The sequence below is a fragment of the Paenibacillus suaedae genome (genome assembly GCF_032337355.1).
Lineage (GTDB): Bacteria > Bacillota > Bacilli > Paenibacillales > Paenibacillaceae > Paenibacillus_B > Paenibacillus_B suaedae.
This window is the reverse complement of record NZ_JAVYAA010000007.1, coordinates 89867-111678: the sequence shown is the minus strand read 5'-3', so window position 1 is coordinate 111678 and position 21812 is coordinate 89867. Positions and strand designations below refer to the sequence as shown.

Genomic DNA, 21812 nt, shown 5'->3' with positions numbered 1-21812 from the left:
CACATTATTTGTGAAAATCTATTTCATTAACGGTAATGGGCTTCACTTGCCTTGAATTTCAGCCGCATCACGGTCATAATGAACAGTAAAAAGCTTCGTTTCAACACTCAACACGGCTCTATTAATCTATCTTTTATGGACTAGCTTCGGTGATTTTCTAACATGCCACATATATTGGAAAGTGAGGGCATCTATGATGATTACAGACATAAGAAGCATTTCAATCTTTGAAGAACTATCAGATGAAGCAGTAGAGCGTATTATGCCTATGCTCAGCAAACGGCAATTCCGCAAGAATCAAGTTATTATCTACGAGAGCGATCATAATGGCGATGTGTTCCTTATTCGATCCGGATCCATTAAAATATATAGCTTGTTCGAAGACAAAGAAATCATATATGGCGTTGCCTTCCCTGGCCATGTCGTCGGCGAGATCGAAGCCATCCATTATGATGATTACCGCATTGCCTCCATCGCTGCTATGGAAACCGTGCACACCTGGTATTTGAAGAAGCAAGATTTCCAGACCATTCTGGACGAGTATCCCAGCGTGCTGCGACGCTGTTACTGGCTGCTCGTAGAGAGCATCCGGATTCTCAATCGCAAAGCCCAGTACATCTCCTTCCTTGACACTCGTCTGAAGACGGCGAACCTCATCTATGACCTGTATTGCAACCTAGGACGGAAAGCCGAAGGTGAATCCGCTTACATAATTGGCTATAAATTAACGCATCATGTCATTGCTAATATGCTCGGCGTAACCCGCGAATCCGTCTCCAAAGTATTAAAGGATTTCCAAGAAGAAGGGATCATCTCGATTGAACAGAAAACGATCAAAATTGTTGATCTCCCCACGCTGCGCGGCATATGTGATCGTGTATGCTCTCATTCGCCTGACCAGCGCAGGTGGTACACAAAAGCTGGAGACAACTCGATTATAGATGGAGCGTAGAAGAAGTTCAGTTAAACGCTGCACTGTTTTTTTGTAATCTACTTCACAGAAAAGCGATAGCTTGCATTACTGAATTGATGTGTACACGTATGATAGGGTATTGGAGTAAAGCGTTTTCATGATTTATGCGCTTGAAAATGAAAAAGGAGGTACGTTCCAATGAGTGTACATATAGAAGCTAAAAAAGGTGAAATCGCACCAGTTGCCTTAATGCCTGGAGATCCGCTACGCGCGAAGTATATTGCTGAGACATTCTTGGAAAACGCGAAATGCCACAACCAAGTCCGCGGGATGCTTGGATTCACAGGGACATACAAAGGGAAGCCTGTTTCTGTACAAGGTTCTGGGATGGGTGTTCCTTCATTCGCGATTTACGCAACAGAATTGATTCAAGATTATGATGTGAAGACGATCATTCGCATCGGAACATGCGGCGCGATTCAACATGATGTGAAGCTGCGCGACGTGCTTATTGCCCAAGCGGTATGTACGGATTCTTCGCTTAATACGAACCGGTTCCCAGGTTATGCATTCGCGCCGATTGGGAACTTCGATCTCATCAAGACTGCGTACGATATCGGCATGGAGAAGAAACTAAATCTGCGTGTTGGGAACATCTTATGCTCTGATATCTTCTATACAGAGGACAATGACAAGGAAACGATGCTGAAGCTTGGCGCTTACGGCGTGTTGGCTGTTGAAATGGAGACTGCAGCATTGTACACGCTGGCGGCGAAGCATCAAATCAACGGACTTGCTATGTTCACAGTAAGCGACCATATCCTAACAGGTGAAGCGACGACATCCGAAGAGCGGCAATTGACGTTCAACGATATGATTGAAGTCGCTTTGGAGACAGCGATCCGCCAAGGATAATGCTGCTTCACCGTAACCGTAACAAACCCGAATATGGGCGCATCAGGCATAAGCCTACGCGATGCGTCATATTCGGGTGATGGCAATCAGTCTCACGGCACGTCCCCCTCTCCAACCATCCTCTCCGCCTAGTTTACCATATTTAGACAAAATTTTACACAAAAATCTTTTACTGCCTCACGATAAAGTAGATCAAGAACAATACCGCAATCCCATACATGGCTGCCGTGACTTCAGAGCGCCGTCCCGTGACGATTTTGACCATCGGATAAGCAATAAAGCCACATGCGATCCCATTCACGATACTGAATGATAACGGCATCACGAGCATCATCAGAAATGCTGGAAAAGCCTCCGTCAAGTCATCCCACTGAATATGTCTGACCCCTTGCATCATCAAACAGCCTACGATGATAAGCACAGGTGCAATCGCAGCATACGGGATCAATTTCAAAATCGGAACAACAAACAATGCCGGAATAAACAGCAAACCTGCGATAAATGGCGTTAATCCAGATCTCCCCCCAGCCGCAATACCTGTTGCGGATTCAGCAACCGTAGTCGTCGGGCTGCATCCGAGCATGGATGCCGTAATGATAGATAACGCGTTGGCTTGAAATGAACGCTTGAACTTCGAAGTGTCCGGCAGCATGCCTAACTGCGCTCCCATATTCGCGAAGAGAATGACCATCAATAAGGAAAACACGGCAATCCAGAAATGAAAGCTGCTCAGCAGGCTAAAATCAAAAGCAAATAGCAGCTGCTCATACCCCGCCATCGAGAATGTGAAGCTATCCATATTCGAGAAATCGACAATCCCAAGAACTCCCCCAATCAGTGTTCCTGCAAGGATTCCAATCAGGAAGCTTCCCTTCACCCCGCGCAAAAACAGCGGGACTACGAGAGCAAGCGTCAATAGAGTCGTTAACGCATACGGATCGCTGAAGCTCGCCAATTGCACGAACGTACTCTCACTGGGTATGATCACCCCGCCATTTTTCAATCCTAGAAATCCAATGAACAATCCGATGCCTGCCGTCATGGCTCGTATCATCGATTCGGGTATCGTCTGCGACAAATAGAAGGCGCTTCTCGTCATCGAAATGCCAAAGAACAGAACACCTGCGACACAACCCGCTGCCAGTGCCTGCTGCCACGTCAGGCCGAAGGATGCCACCAACGTAAACACAAAAAATGCGTTATCCCCCATGCCTGGCGCCAGAATGAGCGGTGATTTCGCCCAGAATGCCATTAGCATGCATCCGACTATGGAAGACAGTACGGTCGCTATTGTTGCGGCTTCATACGGCATGCCCGCAATGCTTAAGATAGCCCCGTTAACCGCAATAATATAGGCAATTGTAATAAATGAAGTCAGACCCGCCAGCATTTCCGTACGTATATTGGTCTCGTTGTCCCGAATTTGGAACAGTTCCTTCGCTCGCACCCTCAATTCTCCTCTTCCTCCATCCAATTATTCCTGATTATTACTTATGGTCAAACCATGTTACAATAGTGCTGATCTCACTATGAAAGGATCTGGACGTATGATAGACATTGCTCAAATCCCACTTTTCTCTGAGATTCCACCTGGTGATTTAGCTGCACGTATCGCACCAATGCTTAAAGAACGTCATTATAAAAAAAATCATGTCTTCATGTTTGAAAATGACCATAGCGATGAGATCTTCATTCTTCGAACCGGCAAAGTCAAAATATACCGGATTCAAGATGGGAAGGAAGTTGTGCTCAGCATTCAACTCGCGGGTGAAATATTCGGCGAAGCCGAAGCCATTTCTGGCGATAACCATCGGATCTGCACCATCGAAGCGCTGGAACCGCTTATTGCCTGGCAGATTAGTAAACCAGATTTTTTGCAAATCATTAAGGAATATCCTTCTGTTCTCCACAAAGCATACGGGATTATGTTTCAACGGGTGCGCGTCTTGAATCGCATGATCCGTTATATGACATTCTGTGATGTGCGAACGAAAGTCGCCAATCAAATTATGGACTTATACTATAATTTTGGTCAAGAAGATGGAACCGCTTACAAGATTGATATGAAAATCAATCATGCCCTGCTCGGCAATATGGTGGGGATCACACGTGAATCCATCTCCAAAACCCTAAGTGACTTTCAGAGCGAAGGACTGATCGACATTCGTCAGAAATTTATATATATCCTCAATTTACAGAAGCTAGAACAGATGTGCGAGGAAACAGAGGAAGTCCCTGCACTTCGGAAGTGGTAATGACCACGTTGGCTTACAGCCTAACTATATCAAAAGAACCGAAGGCGTATCAGTTACGCCCATAACGTTTATTTTGTGAACTGGATCATAAATGCAAAAACGCTCCACCTCGCTTATCGCTTGGTGGAGCGTGATAACAACTAGTCTCATCATTTCGGCTCCATAACGAGATATTTCAGCTATGGCTGCCTTCTGCGGCCATGGCACTCGCCTTCGTTGGATGAACGGTTCCAAACGGATGCTTGGGCGGGCCATAGATCGAGTAGAGCTTAAGCGGTCCATACCCGATGTTGACGACATTGTGCCATGTTCCTGCCGGGATCATAATGGCATAATTACCATCGACGTGCTGCTCGAAGTCCAATTTCTCCTTACTCTCCCCCATCCTCACAAGCCCTTGCCCTTCTTCAATCCGTATGAACTGATCGGTTGTCGGATGCATTTCCAAGCCAATATCACCTCCGGCTGGAATACTCATCAGCGTCACTTGCAAGTGCTCTCCCGTCCACAGAGCCGTACGATACGTCTTGTTTTGCTCAGCTGCCTGCTCAATATCAACGACGAACGGCTGGCCTCCGTAATCCTTCAACACCATATTGCTCCTTGAAAAAGGCCACTGATGATTGTTCCAGCTATAATCATACGGATTCCAACTATAGCACCGGTTCATGCTGTCCTGGGGATAATGAGAAGGATAATGCCACGGTTGGTAATTGCACGGATACATATTCATTCTCCTCGTACTGTTTTTCATCACCACCGTATATCCTATGCAGCTGCCCATATAGAGGCGCATACTTCTTTACTCAGCCTTATTACGAGAAATGGGATGTTCCAGTTCAGCATGCCCCATGAAGCTATCTAGAGCTTTTCCATCACTAAGAAGTTCGATGTTCTCGATCTCCTTAAATTGAAATAGGGTCTCCTTGAGCGCACCCAAAGCCAATAGTTCACCGCCAGCTCCTAATCTCGCCTCGCCTGGAATATGCACATCAATTGTTAAAACGCCCTCGTGGAATTTCATTGCGTTTAACTCGATTTTATTCCATAAGGATAGAAGATCAGCAGGATTGTTGCTTTGTAGAGCTTTAAATACTTTCTTATATTTGTCCAGACTATCCGAATAATGAATTTCCATCTTACTCTGCTTTAACTCCGTTACTTGAGAATCCACGAAGTAAACGACAATCTCCTCCGTTTGATTTTCAGCTTTATCTACTGCCTTATCCGTTCCATTTGCGGGCGAATAAATCCCCTCGTTCGACGTTGAAGCCGCCCCTGATTTTGTAGCAGGCTTGCCTCCACAGGCTGTCGCTACTATTGCGATAACCAATATCAAAATCGTAATCGACATACGTTGCTTCATACCAGCACATCCTCACCGATTTACTTCCCCAAATATTCTTTGATTCCATCAACAATAGCTTGAGCAGCTTTATCTTGAAAAGAATCTGATAATAGTGCTGCTTCTTCTTCAGGGTTACTTAGGAATCCAATCTCTAACAGGACTGCCGGCATTGTTGTTTCTCGAATGACTTGCAAGTCGCCATTTTTCACACCGCGATCCTTTAGCCCGATAGCCTCGATCAAATGCCTATGAATCACTTCAGCCAGACTTTTACTGCTGCTTCGTTGATAGTAGAACGTCTCTGTACCTGTCGTTTTGGGTGAATCCTTCACGCTGTTGCCGTGTATCGATACAAATACATCCGCCTTACCTGTATTGGCCAATTGAACACGTTCTGTACGAGTAGGATATACATCGGTTTCACGAGTCATGACAACTTTGATTTCAGGTTCCTCTAAGAGCAGTGCTTGGACTTTCAAGGACAATGCTAACGTAAAGTCCTTCTCAACTTGATTCGAATAACCCGATGTCCCCGGATCGCTACCGCCGTGACCTGGATCGATAACTACGAGTTTGGCACCTGAATGAGGAAGCACAGCATCGGGATTGGTAGTAATGAGATCACCATTCATATTCAGATCAACAATTAATTGGCCTTCGATCCATTCGGAAGTATACTGTACATTGCTTATTTGATTTAACTCAATGACAATTCGAATTTGAGCCGGGTCTTGATTAAATAACGAATATCTTACTTCCGTAACATTGGGTACCCCACTTAAATCTAATTTACCTACCGATTTAGAACCGAGGGATTCAGCCAAAGACCCTCCAAATGCAGTATGGGGCAGATCAACAACGATCCGATCTGGGCTCGTCAATTGAGAGATTACTGGAGTAACTTCCTGATCTAAAGAAACAACCAGTTGATTGTTTGCAAATTGAATGTCATTCACATGATGTAATTCCGATTCAGACTCTTCACCTGCTGCAGGAGGAGAGTCTGAATCGGAGTTGATTCGATCCAACGTGACGATTTTGTCTACGTTATTCCAGCCTACTTTCAACCCCATCTCTTCACTTACAAATCGTATGGGGACAACCACTGTGTTTTTTATATTTTGCGGTGCGAAACTCAGCGTTTTTTGCTCATTATCGACTAACGCTTCTTTCTTACCAACTGCTAATGAGATCACCTTGGCGTTTTGCTGGATTTTCACATTTTGCGTTTTTTGCTGCCAGTCCACTTTAAACTTCAAATTTTCAGCAACTACACGAATGGGAATCATCACGTTATTGTTAAGGTTTACGACCTCAGCATTCTCAGGGAGAACGCACTCTTCACCATCCAAAATAATTTTCGTTTGCTTAGCTGCCGCGTCACTATGATTCGGCAAAGCGATCAGAAAAAGCACACTAAATAGAATAAAAAGTATGGATTTCTTCATATTACACCTCTGTCTCATTCTGCTTCGGAATTGTTATTCATGATCACATCTACGACCAACCACCCATGTAAAACCACACCATGATCCTCTCGACTGCATCTATAAAATGAATAAGTAATTGATATGAAATTACTATAGAGCAAATCATTTCGAGTCTCGCAAGTCGACCATCCACCTCCCGGCACCGAATATAGGTATTCGTAGTCTTCTATCAAAATTTCCAATTATTTGACATACAATATTCTACAAGTATAGGTGAATCCCCTTCCATGTTGTTGGCAAAAGTGTTCATTTATTTTCGGATTGGATAGTAGATAGAGTTAAACGAAGCGTAATTATATGCACACCAATCAATGGTGTGACCTTTTTGATTGTTGAACCTCCAAAGTTGTTGCTACCATAGTTCAACGTAGCAAGTTTATTCGCATTCACGAAATGGTAGAGGAGTTATTCATGATGAAAAGAATCGTAACACTAAGCACACGCAAACTGATGGACACTGCAAAACACGGCGGATGCGGCGCATGCCAGACATCTTGCCAGTCTGCTTGCAAGACTTCCTGCGGCGTAGCCAATCAACGTTGTGAGAATGACATGAACAAATAACAAATAGGCAATGAAACTCACCGCCGTCCTTCCAAGGACGGCGAAGTTGTTTCTACGGAAACCACCTGCAATTTGTAGACAAAAAGGAGCTTGATTCGCAGTATGATTCATCAATACCAACTGAACGGATACAACATCGTGATCGACACCTATAGTGGCTCTGTGCATGTTGTTGATGACCTGGCGTATGAGATCATTGCACTTTATGAACAGGAAACACCCGAACAAATCCTATCGTTAATGAAGGAAAAACAATATTCAGAAGAAATTATTCGAGAGACGATCTTAGAGGTCGAGGACCTTATAAAGAATGAGCAGCTTTTTACAGAGGATGCGTATGAGGAGCTGTCTATTCATTTAAAAACACGTAAAACGTATGTGAAGGCGCTCTGTCTCAATGTCGCGCATACTTGCAATTTGTCGTGCGAGTATTGCTTCGCCAGTCAAGGGAAATACAATGGTGATCGAGCAATTATGAGCGTAGAGGTTGGACAAAGAGCTATTGATTATCTGCTCGAAAATTCTGGCCATCACCGAAACCTCGATATCGACTTCTTCGGCGGGGAACCACTTATGGCTTGGAAAGTCGTCAAAGAGATTGTAAAGTACGCACGAAGCAAGGAGAAGGAATGGAAGAAGAAATTCCGCTTCACCTTCACAACCAACGGCATGCTGCTCAACGATGAAGTCACCGAGTTTTTAAATCAGGAAATGTACAATGTCGTCTTAAGTCTGGATGGAAGAAAAGAGGTTCATGATCGGCTGCGCACCACCGTTACCGGCAAGGGCAGCTATGATTCTATCGTACCGAAGTTCCAAGAATTCATCCAAAAGCGCGGAGATCAGGAATACTATGTACGGGGAACGTATACGCGGAACAATGTCGATTTCACCAATGACATCTTCCATATCGCAGATCTAGGTTTTGACAAAATCTCGATGGAACCTGTCATCTGTGATCCACGGGAGCCTTATGCGCTTACCGAGAAAGATCTCCCGGAAATATATAATCAGTACGAAATTCTCGCCAAAGAAATGATTGAACGCAGCGAACAAGGCAAAGAGTTTACCTTCTATCATTACATGCTCGATCTCTCAGAAGGCCCTTGCATCCAGAAGCGAATCACGGGCTGTGGATCAGGTACAGAATATCTCGCCGTTACGCCATGGGGCGAACTATTCCCTTGCCACCAGTTCGTCGGGGATGAAGCGTACAGCATGGGCAACATCTGGGATGGCGTCACGCGTCCTGAGCTGCAGTGCCAATTCAAAGAGAGCAACTGCTACACGAAGCCGGAGTGCCAGAATTGCTGGGCTAAGCTCTACTGCAGCGGCGGGTGTCCTGCCAATGCCCTGCATGCGACAGGCTCCATCAACGGATCCTATGAGTTTAGTTGTGACGTTTTCCGCAAACGGATTGAATGCTCCATGATGGCCAAGGTCGCCGAGTCGATTAGAGAGATGGAAGAGAGTGAAGTGTAGATAAATGAAAGAGGGGCTCACCGCCCCTCTTTGCTATTGCCGCTAATCATTCTCTGTCATATTAATCTGAATCAATTTGTGAAACATACTATGTGGAATGATGATAACATCATCTATTCCCTACGTTGTGCCTGAATGTGCTTGCAAAATTCCAAGAAGGAAGGTGCTACAACGAATGCATCATCAGGGTCGTAACTCTCTTCGTAATCCATATATTTAATTTCCCCAGTTTGGATATCAATCCAAAAATCATTATCCGCATGATTGTCGGCAAAAGGGATATGAAATAGAGTGAAATTTTCAAAATCCTCAGAATAATCTGCCCTTCTATCTTTTGCTCTTTCCATAGACATCGTGAAATAAGAATCCTCTTCGTCTTCAATTAACGGAATATGAAAGAAGCTCCCAATCTCTATCGATAAATAATCCTTGTTTGTTATTTCATAAAAATGATCAGGATAAATATATGCTCCTTTAGTAAAAACCCCGCCATTATTAGCAAGGTAAAACGCGATAAAATCTTTTTTACCTGGAAACTCATCAGGTACAACTTCATTTATTTGGGATACTGATATCGTCTTCCAAGATTCCTCAAAACAAATATCATGATTCAGAAATCTATTATTGTTTCCTTTAGAATGGTTGTTCATGTGAGTTCCACCTCCTACTTTTCACTTTCCAAAAACGAGATGTTTGCAAATCCTGAAAGCTGATTTCTTTATATGCGGTTTGAATCCCTCTCATCCTACTCGATGTACGTTCGACCTTATCTTCCCCAACATGAGGAGCTTCGATTTGAAAGATTTCATATTTCCCTAAAGATTGATTTACTCTAAATTCTAACGCCTTTGTTTTATTAAGGAGAATTACTCCATACTCCCAATCGAAATCCTCATATTTACATACATATACGTGAATATCCTTGGACTCTAGACATTCTTGGAAGTCAAATAAATTCGGAGAGTCTTCATAGAATTCAATCGCATGCAAGTATCGTTTTTTTTCTGAAAAGTACAACTTCAATTCAACTTCTTGTTCATTAAGGATTTCTATGTAATATGATAAAATCGTATCATACTTCTCATCCCCAGATATGTTATTGCAATATCTTTTTAGTATGTCATAGGATTCATCATATACACTGTTTTCAAATGTAGTAGGCTCCGTAATAAAACGATAAACGATTTCAGATATACTATGTCCTTCTAGCTGACTGCTAAGCCTTTTTCCTATTTCCATAATAAACTCCTCTTACTTTGTTCTTAGGAATTTTTCCATATGTATACCTCTCAGTCTATTCTGCTCGTCCTAACATCTTTATTTTGGCAGTCCCAAATTTCTCAACAGGACTTCTATGCATGCTTATTTTTTAGATGTTGTCGTAGACTTTGAAATGCTCTTCATTTCAGAAGAAACTGTAATTAATAATCGGTTCTATATTTTCTACCTTGTCTTCACTTCTCTGAAGAATATACATAGGAATGATTTCGTTTCCGAGTGCACCTGACCAAGTACATAGCGAAAGATCAATTTTTTCACCAGCACCTTCCAATCGAATGATTGGCCATTCTTTTTCAAGACATGCTGGCCATGTGAGCAATTCATCACCAGGAATAACAGATAACTCCTTTATCTCTTTTTTAATTTTATAGGTTCCACTGACTATGCATTCATCAAATATAATTGAACTATTCATCGTTTGAATATAATAATGCCAAGGTTTAATCCCCCAAGTAATAATCAGCATACCTTCTTCAAAACTTTTATCAACTAGATCGGTTGTAGTAAATAAATCAACAAGATTGATTGGCTCATTACCAACTTCATTTTTTATAAATTCACTAAATTGTTTAAGATCAACCATAAAGAATCCCAGATTCCCCAAACTTCCGTAAACAGAAGAATTAGCAAACTTTTTATTTTTTTTAATATCAATAGAGTTACTAAATATCAGCACATAAACAGTAATTGTTTCTATTTTTTGTTCATAATCCGTAACATATTGAGGGGATTCTGATGATAAAAAATCAGGATGACGAATCCCTTGTCGAAAAACTTGAATCTTGATATCATATTTCCCGTTTAATTTTATGCAATCCTTCTGATAAGAGTTTTTTTCGTGTAATACCCCATCTTTAAGGGCTTGTTGAATAGTCTCATTTTCGCTAGTTTTAAGTAACTCCAAATTATTTTCATGTGTATAACGAACAAAGTCTCTTTCCAAAAACGATACATTTTTATATGCTATTTCTGAAACTTTTTCACCTAATATAGCGGAGTCCAATAATAATTGTTTTTCATTCCTCACTTCTTCAACAATCAATTTAAACCTACAAATATCGTATTCGCTTATAGTTTCATTAAAAGGGATTTCTAGTATTAAACTTTCAGTTTGCAATTGTGCATTTTTTAAATGGCTGGAACAATAACCTTGTTCCAACAACAAAGCCGTATTCTTCATTAATTTCACCTCTGACATATAAATAGACCACTACAGTATCAAAAACAAGTAAACTCGTTCAATAGAGTTTTTATGAAGAAATAATATCAATATAGTCTTTATATTCTAAAGGAATTGGTCTATCAAAAATCAGATCTTTTAAAGGATCTACGTTTTTCCCAAACTTATAACAAAGATATAATCGTTCATTAAATTCTGGATAAATCCGGACATTGGTTAATTCATATTTATCTATGGTCTCGCTATCTGTAACAGAAATTGATGGCATAATTATTTTCGTTGTATAACTACCTGTAGACATGTCCTCTTCGATTAACCTGCCTCCACCTTGACCTAGTATCAATACTTTCCGCTCATTTGTTGTTCCTTTCCATACCGTCACATGTCTACTTCCCATACCTAAAGATTCTATTTTATACGTAGGGAGTTTGTAATTTGTAAGGGGTTTCATGTTTTGTTTATAAATATTACTATTGTTAATAAACTGTCTTGTTACGGACGTACTAAATAAAATAGGAACTTCGTGTATATCAACATCCCCCCCAATTATTATCGTCGCTGTATAAATCAAAAATCAGCAGTTGGGCTTTACTAATCATTTGTGCTAAAACGTAAATATTATTCTTCCTACCTTCGTCCTTCAACCTCGTTTCCATACTAATGACTTGATTAGCTTTCCACACATTTTTTGTCATGATTTTCACCCCTTCACTTTACTCACCTCAAGAATATTTCACTTTTGCATGACTATCTTTTCTAACAAAAAAACATATGTAAAGAAAGAACTTATGACGTCTTCTTCAAATATGTTTTGGAAACTTTCAATTCTTCAAGCACATATCCTCGATCACCAAGGACAACTAATTGGAGTTCCTTTCTTGCAACAAACTATTTATTTCATCTTTTTTGTGAGAGTAATGTCTCTTGTCAGGGTGAAATGAAACCTCTCTTAGTGATGAGCACTCTAACAATGGCGATAAATCTCCACTTTTACAATTCCAAAAATTTATTTTCTCTAAATTATTCATAGATTTCACAAACTCAAGAGAATCAACATCTGAAACCTGTAATTCTTTTATCGTACGATTGCCTATCAAAAATGTTAGATCAGTAAGTTGTTTGCATTTTTCAATTTGGAGTCTTTCAAGTCCTTTTAGTTCACTAAGAGCGTGTCCATCTTCTAGATGATTTAGATACTGGAACCAACACCATTTCAAGGAGTCTAAATCCTCTATCCCAGCCAACGAAATTAGCTTAGTTGGGGAATCAAGACGTAAAAACTCTAGTGATTTTAGTGAACAAAACTCTTTACAATCTGGTTTCATATATTTAATTGCGTATAAGCTTTTTACATTTACTAGTTTATCTAAATTTAGATAGTGATCTTTTTTAACAACAACCTCCTCCAATTTTTTAAAATAGCTCAAATCAAGATTTATTGGCTGAGCTAATGTGATTTCTGTAAGATTAGTTAATGTAGATAAAGCTTCAGTATTTTGATACTTGGATAATTTGAAATTACTGCTAATCCGTAATTTATTGATGAATGTTTTGTTATTGAAAGATGCAAAATCTAAGTGACATTTCAAATCTACTTCGGGATTCAAATTACGAATGCGAATGGAATGGTAATTTTCCTTCTCAGCAATCTGTACTCCTTCCTCAAGGAAAAGTGGATCTATCTCAAAATAGCCAATACTATCGTTAAATGCATAGTTCATCATTATTACACCCGCTTTTAAAAGGTATTCTTCTAAGTACATTGTGTAAAAAATACACCTGCATCATTCTGATCTACATCTTTATTTATAAACAAATATCCGGTCGAGTCACTGACGCAAAATATATCATGAAACCCTTCAGGGAAATCGCCGCCATAAATTTGTAGGCAAAATTGATAATCATCCAGACCCAAATCTTCTATTTGTAACAGAGAGGGGGTATGGCCAACCAACGAACCACAGTAAATTTCTCCATCATCCAACTCTTCTCCATCTACTTCTTCTTCTAAATCTAAATTCAATTCATCCCCTAAAATGAACTCTTGTGCTGGTATGAGGAACTCTGATTCATTTCGAATATTACCCGCTTTATGTAATAAAACTCTCGTGTATCCTTTTCTAATGTTTAGTAACTCTTCATTATCACCATGAAAAGTGATTACATCTAGAAAGTAATCATCCTTGCTATACGTTGTAAACACGGATAGTACATGTCCTTTGGGCAAGTTTACATCTAACGTGTTATTAAGAAAATCCGTTGGCAAGCTTAATACGAGTGTTAATTTATCTCCATCTGGGTTTAATGGCCAATCCATATTTTCAGGCAGGAAGCTATATCCACCAAGCCGTGGTACATTGGATTCATTTTCAACATCTTTAAAGGTAATTTCAACTGACATAATTTCAGCACCATCCTTGTCGTTCTTTAAGAATTTTTAAATCTCTCATGTTAATCCCCTGCTATTCACATTCCTATATAATTACGTCCTGTTCATCCTTCCACCATACTTCGACATATTTCGAGTTAAATCCTACCATTAAAATGAACTGTGTTTAAAACGTCAAAAAGCCTGCCCAAAGGCAAGCTTCTTTATTTGAGACATGTCTATATCGTATTATTGATGGCCCTTGCGACAGTTGAGTAGCATCCAGGCCACCTTTGAATTCAAACCATTAAAGCTCTACTTCACCTGCTAGATCTTGCTCTAAATGAACAAGTGGAACAGGAGAATAAATAAACGTATCCCCGTCGTCTTCAAGCTTATACATGATACAGAACAAAGCTGAACCTCGCTGATCACCACTCGGTATAGAGAAAATCATAGCTGGACAACGAAGCTCAGCAGAATGAACGCTTGCACATAGATCTTTATAAGTCATAGCAGCGAGGGTGTCGATATCTACAAGATGCTGTTGACAATCCCCAATAACTTGCATGTAATACGCTATATTCTGATTATACTTATTCGCAAAGCTCTGCTTATACTCCTCAATGCTAAGAAAGCAACACTCCCAATCCAAAGGTGGGATACTTAACACATAGCGATAGAACTTCAATTTCCTGATTCCTCCTCTTTTCGAAATCGAGCTATTCAGAATAATTGAAAAGGTAATTTTTTCGATAGCCCCTTTTTAACCTTTTCAATTTCTTCAATGGCTTTTTGTTTCCAATGCTCCTTCAATCTAAAATCTTCATCATAAAAATTTTCGTTATGAAGTTGAGAGACTAAATCTGCTAACTCAAACCACTCTAATATATGTACAGAAATATTCTGCATATTTTCTGGACTAAAATCTTCAAGATCATGATCATAAAAAAATACTGTTGGTGGTGATTTACTATCATCAAGATCGATTATCCAAAAATCGCCTCTGCCCGTTTCGGCGAATATCCAATGGCTTTCTTTAAGTTCTCTAAAATCTTCGTGATACTCTTTATTATATTGTTTTGCTTTTTCATAAGATAAAAAAACATGATCTGCCTCGATACTATTATCGGCAAGTTTCTCATATAAAAATAAGCAATCATTCCTTGTAAACTCACTGATTTTAGGAATTCGATTTCGATGTTCTAAACTATCCATTATTTCATCAAAATTTCTTTTCCTTATCATGACATTCACTTCTTTCTACATGGATCATTAGTCGTACAGAATCAATCGCGTACAGTCCTTTTTTACGTACATATTGTTATGCTATGAGATGGAAATCAGGTCTAGAGTGCAATAATCTACTACCAATCTCTTTCTCTAAGAGCATCTTCAATATCAATATCGATCTTAAAATATTGCAAAACCGATTCTACTGTAGCAGCAATTGATTCTCTTGCAACAGTCTCTATTTCACTGTTATTTTGCTCAAATTCATCTACCAAATCATTAATAGCTATTGTCATTTCATCAAGTTTGCTTTGAATCTTATTTACATCGTGATTCCTTTTTTCAATAAATTGAACAACACGCAAAATGCATTTCTTTACTTTATCAACTAAAAATTCTGGGTAGAACGGGTCATTATACATCTCAATTAAATAATTTATTTTAGTTACCCCGTTTTCTTTTTGTCGAGCCTCATCTTTATCCTCTACTCCATATTTCGGAACCCCGGCTTGCCACATTTCTTCGATTGTTTGTAACGTATAATTATCTAAACCAAGCAATCGCTGTTCTTTTAAGGGATCGATCCATCGGCCATTCTCAATCGATAAAATTAAGCGACGTACAAATTCATAACCCGTGTTATACCCAACAATTTCGTAGCTGTTTAAAATGTTCGGGTCTTTTCTATCAATATTGTATTGGATAATTTCATTCCCCATAAGCCCCTTATCACCGACTGCGGGATCGATTTTCACCAGATTGTATATGAGTTCATCATCACTAAATTCAGATCGATTTCCCCATTGTCCCCTGTCACTACTAATAAAAATCTCTGGTATGGGGATATTCAAATTAGGTTGTACATTTTTTAATTCCCCTACGGAACACTGCTTGAAAAACCCCTTTAAAACCATACATACGCCGAAAGGTTTATAGTTATTTAGGTCAAGCGGCTTCTCATCAAAATGATTACGTTCACTCGTTATATTAAAAAATGCAACGTATGGACTCTCTAATAATTGAGCAATGATGTATACATTTTCTTTTAATTGTATGGAATGAATATCATTTTTCTTCCAAACAAATCTCTTTAGCATATTAGCACCCCTTTTTTGTAAGTCGGCCAACCACTATAAATTACTTAATTGCGAAATACTATTTGCTGCAGATAGGCGATTGTTATTAGCTAACCAGCAAGATTTTCTCATCATGCTATATTCTCTTAGACTTTTTATTCTATATCTTTCAAATTTCCTTTAATCCAACTAATGATTATATCGTTTATCTTTTCTAAGTTATTATTATTTAATGTACAAACTATCACCAATTCATTCTGGCTATTGTCCATTGAACTATTTAACCAATAAGAAAATAAAGCCCCATTCTTAGAGCTTTCTTGAATAATTCTTATTATTTTATTTTTTTCTTTTGATTTCGCCGAAAATATAGGATTTCCATCCATCATTTTTTCCCCATTACTGAAGTTAGTGTTATAATACGGGCATATCCAATCGCTTCCATCCACTTTTTCTTTATGCAACAACATAAAAAACATATCAATCCAATATTTTTCTAGAGCAGAATACACATCTTCATCATCCAAATAATTATCAAAATAATGAAGCCTATTTTCCATGACACTTACCTCCAGCATATATAACACAAACTTATGGCACTCAATGTTCTAATGAATCTAACAAAGTATAATATTCTTTTCTTTTTGGATTACTTTCATCATTACAAAGACGTTCTAATAAGTGAATGGTATACTCTTTAGGTTTACGTTGTAATGATTTTACTAGTATGTCTTCATAACCATTATGATAAAACGTTTCTAAAAAACTCCCGAATGGCCCTGGACCGCCAAAATCAATATCTGGACTTCTTTCAATTAATAAAAATATGGGCTCTACAAATTCAAATGCATTATCTAACTCTTCAATTTCTTCCATGATTTCATATGCTGGGTCTTGGAATAAGTATTTATCGTTTTCCTTATCAGCTCGTTCTATTAATTGTTCTAGTTCATAAATATAATCTTCTATTTTCTTTTCCATAGAAACTCCTTTGTATTTGTTCTCGTCTATATTACTGTTCTACTTGATTTTTTTGTTCTTCCACCTTAACTGTTCGACATCCACCTGATTTTGTTTCATTTGTTTTGAATATATCAATATACCTTCATCAACATACTCAAATCGAAATGTTGTAGTTGGTATACTATTTTTATTTTCATGATAGAAACCATTTCTAATAATTGTATCAACTGCTTGATTGCTATTATACAAATACTCATCCACCAAAAGTGTTTCTTCGTTCAATTCCTCGTCTCCGTCCAAGTCGACGTCTTTTAAATAGAATAATACTTTTTCTATCACAGTCTCTTTCAAAACTACACAATATACTTGCTCCAAAACGATTTCATCATTATCGTTATTTAGAAACCTAAGATAAAGTTTCATCCCATCTTCTTTTATTACAAAAACACTGCCCCATCCCTTATTTTCTTTATCATAAGAATAGTACAGTTCACCATCTTTTAACTTATTTACGATAACTCCTTCATTAGATTCAGGCTCAGTTTTATAGATTTTGGGCTTCTTTAATTGATTTAGTGCATTTTGATATGGAAAAAATTCTAAAAATGAATCACTCCAAATAACGGTATCTTGTTCTACATTTTTAGCTCTGTTAAGCATTTCTTCGTATGAGTCATAATATTTTTCAAAAATTCTGAGCAGCAAATCGTATTCTTTTTCTATCGCTTTGTTCTCTATTATTTTCATGTAATCACCCTCTCACATCCTAAGCCTGTATATAATCAATGATCATGGCCAACCGTCCATAGGGCTGCTAATAGGCAACCCTATGGGTTGAATTCTTTGTCATGCTTAAAGTTTTAAATAGCGGAATTCAAAATCAATACCCTCGCCATCCAACAAGTTTCTTTTATACTCTATTTCTTCCTTAGAACTATCAAAAGTAACTTCTGCATACAATTTTTGAATTTCAATTATCTCATTTAATAAATAGTCATTGAAATCTTTATATACTTTAGCCCTTTTAATCGGATCATGAGAAAATAAATAAATCTCCCCAGTATCCCTTTTAAAGCAAATAGGATCATTGCTAGGACTTTCAGCAAAAACAATATATGTATCTGTTTCATCTTGTTGAAAATACAATGATACAAATTCCCATATAGAATTTGTCAATGCTTCCCACTCATCCATTTTCTTAAGGTTGTACATGAAATCAGAGCTTTCTATACCACCGAAATGTAAGAAATAATCTTTCGTTTGTGAGGGAATTATCCAATCTAGATATTTCTCTGTCTTTTGAAAATTTTCAGTTTCTAATGAAATCACTTCTACATCCTGATCCTCAAGAAAGCATGTCAGGTTTTCAACCCAATTGTCTTCCCCTATTTGTCTAATTGGTAATATAGGCTCTCTATTTATCTTCATACATCCTCCTTTAATGATAAGATTCTCTCGATCTCTTGGCCGGATTCATTGTCTGCAGCGCTGCTTCTCACCATACTTCTACATTAATCGAGTTAAACCCTACCAGAAAGGGAGTTTAGCAGCATGTCATAGCAGATGCAATTGCCGGCGCCGTGCAGAGCTGATACGCAACCGTGCCACTAAGGACCGGATACACCAACGTTGCCTTCAATGCCTAATATTTGGCCATAGAATGACAAAAAGCTCACCATACGATGGAGAGCTTTCTCATTTTATCGACTAATATAATTGAAATTAATGATGTAATCATTAATACAGTTTCTCTGAGATTGATTTTGCCGTTATCTCGCGGTATTTCATAGCTTCATCCTTAATTTTTAAAGAAACCCCGACATTCAAAATATCAATAACAGCTAGCTGAGATATCTTTGCAGCAAGTGAGCTTCCTTGTAATGGATTTTCTCTAGCAACCATTAACAGTTCGATATCTGCCAGTTTGGTTATAGGGGAACGCGCATTACTGGTCATAACGACTATTTTGGCGCCCGCTTTCTTGGCTAGGCTTAAGTTCTCCAGCGTATCTTTGGTGCTTCCCGAAATGGATATCCCAACAGCTACATCCCCAGGATGCATTAATGCAGCTGTCATAGCCTGAAAGTGCGTATCTGTCTTAGCAAAGCTCTGCTTGCCAATCCTGGTGAAGCTATGCGCGGCCTGTAACGCCGTCAAGCCTGAAGATCCGACTCCAAAAAAGTGAATATGATTAGCTGCAGTCAATAGATCAATGGTCTTCTCCAGCTGATCTGAACTAATAAGTTCCGAAGTTTGTTCCAGCGTCTCAATATGCATAGATATCACCTTGCGGTTTAAAGTCGCTGCATCATCCTCTTCCGTAACTTCATTATATAAGCGATCGGAAGGCTTAACCATATCTTGTGCCAGGGATAATTTAAAATCCTGAAAGCCCTGGAATTTCAGTTTCCGGCAGAGGCGAATCACCGTCGTCTCACCGACGTCTGCTCTCTCTGCAAGTTCGGTCACCGAATGATAAATGATATCCTGAGCGTTTTCCAGAATAAAATTTGCAACTTTTTGTTCTGTTTTGGTTAATCCATTAAAATGACTTCTTATGGATAACAACGTCTTTCCCATTCCCTGCTCGTTAGACAAATCCATTCTCCTTTCAGGTTGCCTAACAAATAGTGAACTGTAGACTAACCTACTATTTAGGATATACACAAATTCCTTTAAGAGGTTGTTCAAAAAATCCGCTTTTGATCACGAAGTAAATCGGGAAGCTGATTCGGCATCAAATCTTGAATTCAGCCGGGCCTTCAGGTGCTCACGTACCCACTACGTACGCTCCGCTCCTCAGTCCCTATCTTCATCCAATCTTCTCGGTGCTGAAAACCGACCTTTTTGAACACGCATTTTAAAAGGCAAACTAGTATGCTATAACAAGTTACATTATACTGTGAATTTTATTTTAAATAAAATAACCCGCTACAGCCCCTACTACACCTCCATTATCTCCTAAAGAAGCCAAGACTACCTCAATTTCCCGAATCCTCTCTCTATAAACAGGAAGCAGCTGGCGCGACAGACTTTCACGAACCGGATTAAGTAAAAAATCGCCTTGCCGAGTAATGGCCCCTCCAATGACAATCCCCTCTGGATTAGATGTATGGACCATATTAGCCAGACCAGCAGCAATATACTGAGTATATCTTCTCAGCACGTGAATAGATGCTTCGTTTCCTTCCTGCGCAGATGCGAATAGACTTTCCGCGGTACTAATCCCTTCTAGCTCTGTCCCAGCTTCTTCTGCCATTCTCATCAATCCTGTAACAGAAGCATACTGTTCCCAACAGCCTCTTCTTCCGCAATTGCATGGATAACCACTGTACTCAATAACATGATGGCCTATTTCTCCCGCAAACCCATCCCGTCCTTGATACGGCCTATGATTCATGATCAGGCAACCGCCCACTCCCGTTCCCAAGGTAACACAGATGAAGTCGCTCCATTGTCTGCCAGACCCTACCCACGCCTCGCCGAATGCCATGGCATTCGCATCGTTATCGATCAATACAGACAAACCTGTCATGGAATGCAGCCGATTTCCAAGCTCCATTCCGGCCCATCCCGGCAAATTAGCTGTGGCCCCCATTACAACGCCTGTCCGACTATTCACTTGACCAGCAGTCCCTATGCCGACACCTTTTACCTTCCATCCTTGACTGCTTGAATACCTTTCTAATTCCTTCGTAATTTCGGAAATTCGATTTATCAGTGCTTCCCCACCTTCATTTGCCTTCGTCGGCCAATTCAAATGGTGAATGACCACTCCCTCCGCATTTACAATCCCCGACTTTATGTTTGTTCCACCGATATCCAGACCTATAGCTACTTCCCCAGTATGTCCCATCCATAGAACCTCCTCGCTTAAAGGCTGCTGCAACTAAAATAATAGAGACTACATTTCAGGAACGTTATGATATTGAAGTATAGCATCCGTATATTTCTTAGTAATCAATTGCGGCCTGGTAATGGCTCCGCCAATTACAACGGCGTAAGCTCCGGCCCGAAGACACGCAACAGTCTGTTCAGGACTATGAATTCTCCCCTCAGCTAATACGGGAATGCTAACCATTTGACTTAAGTCAGCAACTAATTGAATATCTGGTTCCTCGCTCTGCGGGCTGTAGGCTGTATAACCAGATAGCGTAGTAGAAATAAGATCAAAACCCAGTCTATCTGCCTCTACTCCTTCTGCTACAGAAGATACATCTGCCATTAATAGTACTTGGTGCTTCTCCCTTATTTCTTTAACCAAATCCGCAAGACAAACATTGCCCGGCCTATTGCGCATTGTAGCATCCATAGCGACAATATCGGCTCCAGCAGCGATTATACCTTCAACCTCTGTTAAGGTAGGAGTTATGTAAACGTCAGAACCGGTATACTCCTTCTTCCATAAGCCGATAATCGGCAAATTCGTCACCTTTTTTATCGCTCTAATATCTTGAGGCGTATTCGCCCTGATCCCTACCGCCTTGCCCATTTCAGCCGCTAGAGCAAAGCGGGCCATATAATCACTTCCGTAGAATGGTTCTTCCTCAAGAGCTTGACAGGAAACAATAAGTCCGCCTTTTAAAGTTTGAATCATTGAATCTACCATAGTGCCCACCTCCATAAATAAACTGTTCATTGAGTAATAGGTAGCTCATAATATGTACTCTTTCATTTCCTTAGAATCAGTAACAGCCACCCCTTATTATCAATAGAGTGGCTGTCTGCTGAGTTTTTCTACTCT

The 21812-nt window shown here is 39.6% G+C and carries 26 protein-coding genes; 5 read left to right on the top strand and 21 right to left on the bottom strand.

The window, feature by feature from the left end:
* Window positions 1-193 precede the first annotated feature (193 nt).
* Together RQP50_RS23700 and deoD are read left to right on the top strand one after the other, a co-directional pair.
* Window positions 194-952: a Crp/Fnr family transcriptional regulator gene (locus RQP50_RS23700; RefSeq protein WP_315746946.1), complete on the top strand. Its 759-nt coding sequence runs from the start codon at window positions 194-196 to the stop codon at window positions 950-952.
* A 159-nt stretch (window positions 953-1111) separates the two neighbouring features.
* A complete protein-coding gene (gene deoD / locus RQP50_RS23695) occupies window positions 1112-1828 on the top strand; it encodes a purine-nucleoside phosphorylase (protein ID WP_072732191.1) in 717 nt (238 codons plus the stop codon).
* Between the two features lie 169 nt (window positions 1829-1997).
* On the opposite strand, the gene RQP50_RS23690 is transcribed toward deoD, so the two are convergent.
* Window positions 1998-3275, bottom strand: a complete 1278-nt coding sequence (locus tag RQP50_RS23690) for an NCS2 family permease (RefSeq protein WP_315746945.1) — start codon at window positions 3273-3275, stop codon at window positions 1998-2000.
* A 100-nt stretch (window positions 3276-3375) separates the two neighbouring features.
* Here RQP50_RS23690 and RQP50_RS23685 point away from each other — a divergent pair, with 100 nt between their 5' ends.
* Complete coding sequence (locus RQP50_RS23685; protein WP_021255499.1) at window positions 3376-4083, top strand: Crp/Fnr family transcriptional regulator; 708 nt, start codon at window positions 3376-3378, stop codon at window positions 4081-4083.
* A gap of 175 nt (window positions 4084-4258) precedes the next feature.
* On the opposite strand, the gene RQP50_RS23680 is transcribed toward RQP50_RS23685, so the two are convergent.
* From RQP50_RS23680 to RQP50_RS23670, 3 genes are all read right to left on the bottom strand, one after another.
* Window positions 4259-4810, bottom strand: a complete 552-nt coding sequence (locus RQP50_RS23680) for a cupin domain-containing protein (RefSeq protein WP_315747071.1) — start codon at window positions 4808-4810, stop codon at window positions 4259-4261.
* A 75-nt stretch (window positions 4811-4885) separates the two neighbouring features.
* Window positions 4886-5449 (bottom strand): GerMN domain-containing protein, encoded by a 564-nt coding sequence (locus RQP50_RS23675; protein WP_072732194.1) that lies wholly within the window; start codon window positions 5447-5449, stop codon window positions 4886-4888.
* Window positions 5450-5469: 20 nt separating this feature from the next.
* On the bottom strand, window positions 5470-6879 hold the full coding sequence (locus tag RQP50_RS23670) for an N-acetylmuramoyl-L-alanine amidase family protein (protein ID WP_072732195.1): 1410 nt from the start codon (window positions 6877-6879) through the stop codon (window positions 5470-5472).
* Window positions 6880-7335: 456 nt separating this feature from the next.
* Here RQP50_RS23670 and scfA point away from each other — a divergent pair, with 456 nt between their 5' ends.
* Entirely contained in the window at window positions 7336-7485 is a 150-nt protein-coding gene (gene scfA, locus RQP50_RS23665) for a six-cysteine ranthipeptide SCIFF (protein WP_021255503.1), read from the top strand.
* Window positions 7486-7587: 102 nt separating this feature from the next.
* A complete protein-coding gene (gene scfB / locus RQP50_RS23660; protein ID WP_315746944.1) occupies window positions 7588-8967 on the top strand; it encodes a thioether cross-link-forming SCIFF peptide maturase in 1380 nt (459 codons plus the stop codon).
* Between the two features lie 113 nt (window positions 8968-9080).
* Here scfB and RQP50_RS23655 read toward each other — a convergent pair whose 3' ends face one another.
* The 17 genes from RQP50_RS23655 to RQP50_RS23575 form a co-directional block, all read right to left on the bottom strand.
* A complete protein-coding gene (locus RQP50_RS23655) occupies window positions 9081-9617 on the bottom strand; it encodes an SMI1/KNR4 family protein (protein WP_072732197.1) in 537 nt (178 codons plus the stop codon).
* Entirely contained in the window at window positions 9601-10206 is a 606-nt protein-coding gene (locus RQP50_RS23650; RefSeq protein WP_072732198.1) for a hypothetical protein, read from the bottom strand. Before RQP50_RS23650 ends, RQP50_RS23655 begins: the two co-directional genes overlap by 17 nt.
* 166 nt (window positions 10207-10372) lie before the next feature.
* On the bottom strand, window positions 10373-11428 hold the full coding sequence (locus tag RQP50_RS23645) for a hypothetical protein (RefSeq protein WP_315746943.1): 1056 nt from the start codon (window positions 11426-11428) through the stop codon (window positions 10373-10375).
* A gap of 70 nt (window positions 11429-11498) precedes the next feature.
* A complete protein-coding gene (locus tag RQP50_RS23640; protein ID WP_315746942.1) occupies window positions 11499-11810 on the bottom strand; it encodes a hypothetical protein in 312 nt (103 codons plus the stop codon).
* A gap of 148 nt (window positions 11811-11958) precedes the next feature.
* A complete protein-coding gene (locus RQP50_RS23635; protein ID WP_315746941.1) occupies window positions 11959-12123 on the bottom strand; it encodes a hypothetical protein in 165 nt (54 codons plus the stop codon).
* A 165-nt stretch (window positions 12124-12288) separates the two neighbouring features.
* Window positions 12289-13191, bottom strand: a complete 903-nt coding sequence (locus RQP50_RS23630; RefSeq protein ID WP_315746940.1) for a leucine-rich repeat domain-containing protein — start codon at window positions 13189-13191, stop codon at window positions 12289-12291.
* The gene (locus RQP50_RS23625) at window positions 13182-13829 is read right to left on the bottom strand and encodes a DUF1963 domain-containing protein (protein ID WP_315746939.1); all 648 of its coding nucleotides are present in this window, start codon (window positions 13827-13829) and stop codon (window positions 13182-13184) included. The genes RQP50_RS23630 and RQP50_RS23625 overlap by 10 nt, the downstream gene beginning before the upstream one ends.
* 274 nt (window positions 13830-14103) lie before the next feature.
* Window positions 14104-14487 (bottom strand): hypothetical protein, encoded by a 384-nt coding sequence (locus RQP50_RS23620; RefSeq protein WP_174807922.1) that lies wholly within the window; start codon window positions 14485-14487, stop codon window positions 14104-14106.
* 35 nt (window positions 14488-14522) lie between these two features.
* On the bottom strand, window positions 14523-15044 hold the full coding sequence (locus RQP50_RS23615; RefSeq protein ID WP_174807921.1) for a hypothetical protein: 522 nt from the start codon (window positions 15042-15044) through the stop codon (window positions 14523-14525).
* Between the two features lie 119 nt (window positions 15045-15163).
* Window positions 15164-15469: a DUF5713 family protein gene (locus RQP50_RS23610; RefSeq protein ID WP_315747070.1), complete on the bottom strand. Its 306-nt coding sequence runs from the start codon at window positions 15467-15469 to the stop codon at window positions 15164-15166.
* Window positions 15470-16260: 791 nt separating this feature from the next.
* Entirely contained in the window at window positions 16261-16665 is a 405-nt protein-coding gene (locus RQP50_RS23605; protein ID WP_072732180.1) for a hypothetical protein, read from the bottom strand.
* 40 nt (window positions 16666-16705) lie between these two features.
* Window positions 16706-17086: a hypothetical protein gene (locus tag RQP50_RS23600; RefSeq protein WP_072732179.1), complete on the bottom strand. Its 381-nt coding sequence runs from the start codon at window positions 17084-17086 to the stop codon at window positions 16706-16708.
* Between the two features lie 39 nt (window positions 17087-17125).
* A complete protein-coding gene (locus RQP50_RS23595; RefSeq protein WP_315746938.1) occupies window positions 17126-17815 on the bottom strand; it encodes a hypothetical protein in 690 nt (229 codons plus the stop codon).
* Between the two features lie 105 nt (window positions 17816-17920).
* Window positions 17921-18496, bottom strand: coding sequence for an SMI1/KNR4 family protein (locus RQP50_RS23590; RefSeq protein ID WP_072732177.1), 576 nt, complete (start codon window positions 18494-18496; stop codon window positions 17921-17923).
* Window positions 18497-18805: 309 nt separating this feature from the next.
* On the bottom strand, window positions 18806-19672 hold the full coding sequence (locus tag RQP50_RS23585; protein WP_036590506.1) for a MurR/RpiR family transcriptional regulator: 867 nt from the start codon (window positions 19670-19672) through the stop codon (window positions 18806-18808).
* 310 nt (window positions 19673-19982) lie between these two features.
* Window positions 19983-20924, bottom strand: coding sequence for an ROK family protein (locus RQP50_RS23580; protein ID WP_315746937.1), 942 nt, complete (start codon window positions 20922-20924; stop codon window positions 19983-19985).
* A gap of 48 nt (window positions 20925-20972) precedes the next feature.
* On the bottom strand, window positions 20973-21677 hold the full coding sequence (locus tag RQP50_RS23575) for an N-acetylmannosamine-6-phosphate 2-epimerase (RefSeq protein WP_315746936.1): 705 nt from the start codon (window positions 21675-21677) through the stop codon (window positions 20973-20975).
* Window positions 21678-21812 lie beyond the last annotated feature (135 nt).

Excerpts from the sequence above, each read along its gene's own strand:
- RQP50_RS23680 (WP_315747071.1), bottom strand. The coding sequence starts at position 4,810 with ATGTATCCGTGCAATTACCAACCGTGGCATTATCCTTCTCATTATCCC.
- deoD (WP_072732191.1), top strand. The coding sequence starts at position 1,112 with ATGAGTGTACATATAGAAGCTAAAAAAGGTGAAATCGCACCAGTTGCC.
- RQP50_RS23585 (WP_036590506.1), bottom strand. The coding sequence starts at position 19,672 with ATGGATTTGTCTAACGAGCAGGGAATGGGAAAGACGTTGTTATCCATA.
- RQP50_RS23650 (WP_072732198.1), bottom strand. The coding sequence starts at position 10,206 with ATGGAAATAGGAAAAAGGCTTAGCAGTCAGCTAGAAGGACATAGTATA.
- RQP50_RS23625 (WP_315746939.1), bottom strand. The coding sequence starts at position 13,829 with ATGTCAGTTGAAATTACCTTTAAAGATGTTGAAAATGAATCCAATGTA.
- RQP50_RS23590 (WP_072732177.1), bottom strand. The coding sequence starts at position 18,496 with ATGAAGATAAATAGAGAGCCTATATTACCAATTAGACAAATAGGGGAA.
- RQP50_RS23615 (WP_174807921.1), bottom strand. The coding sequence starts at position 15,044 with ATGATAAGGAAAAGAAATTTTGATGAAATAATGGATAGTTTAGAACAT.
- RQP50_RS23580 (WP_315746937.1), bottom strand. The coding sequence starts at position 20,924 with ATGGGACATACTGGGGAAGTAGCTATAGGTCTGGATATCGGTGGAACA.
- RQP50_RS23595 (WP_315746938.1), bottom strand. The coding sequence starts at position 17,815 with ATGAAAATAATAGAGAACAAAGCGATAGAAAAAGAATACGATTTGCTG.
- RQP50_RS23605 (WP_072732180.1), bottom strand. The coding sequence starts at position 16,665 with ATGGAAAATAGGCTTCATTATTTTGATAATTATTTGGATGATGAAGAT.
- RQP50_RS23655 (WP_072732197.1), bottom strand. The coding sequence starts at position 9,617 with ATGAACAACCATTCTAAAGGAAACAATAATAGATTTCTGAATCATGAT.
- RQP50_RS23575 (WP_315746936.1), bottom strand. The coding sequence starts at position 21,677 with ATGGTAGATTCAATGATTCAAACTTTAAAAGGCGGACTTATTGTTTCC.
- RQP50_RS23675 (WP_072732194.1), bottom strand. The coding sequence starts at position 5,449 with ATGAAGCAACGTATGTCGATTACGATTTTGATATTGGTTATCGCAATA.
- RQP50_RS23700 (WP_315746946.1), top strand. The coding sequence starts at position 194 with ATGATGATTACAGACATAAGAAGCATTTCAATCTTTGAAGAACTATCA.
- scfB (WP_315746944.1), top strand. The coding sequence starts at position 7,588 with ATGATTCATCAATACCAACTGAACGGATACAACATCGTGATCGACACC.
- RQP50_RS23635 (WP_315746941.1), bottom strand. The coding sequence starts at position 12,123 with ATGACAAAAAATGTGTGGAAAGCTAATCAAGTCATTAGTATGGAAACG.
- RQP50_RS23685 (WP_021255499.1), top strand. The coding sequence starts at position 3,376 with ATGATAGACATTGCTCAAATCCCACTTTTCTCTGAGATTCCACCTGGT.
- scfA (WP_021255503.1), top strand. The coding sequence starts at position 7,336 with ATGAAAAGAATCGTAACACTAAGCACACGCAAACTGATGGACACTGCA.
- RQP50_RS23670 (WP_072732195.1), bottom strand. The coding sequence starts at position 6,879 with ATGAAGAAATCCATACTTTTTATTCTATTTAGTGTGCTTTTTCTGATC.
- RQP50_RS23630 (WP_315746940.1), bottom strand. The coding sequence starts at position 13,191 with ATGTACTTAGAAGAATACCTTTTAAAAGCGGGTGTAATAATGATGAAC.
- RQP50_RS23645 (WP_315746943.1), bottom strand. The coding sequence starts at position 11,428 with ATGAAGAATACGGCTTTGTTGTTGGAACAAGGTTATTGTTCCAGCCAT.
- RQP50_RS23600 (WP_072732179.1), bottom strand. The coding sequence starts at position 17,086 with ATGGAAAAGAAAATAGAAGATTATATTTATGAACTAGAACAATTAATA.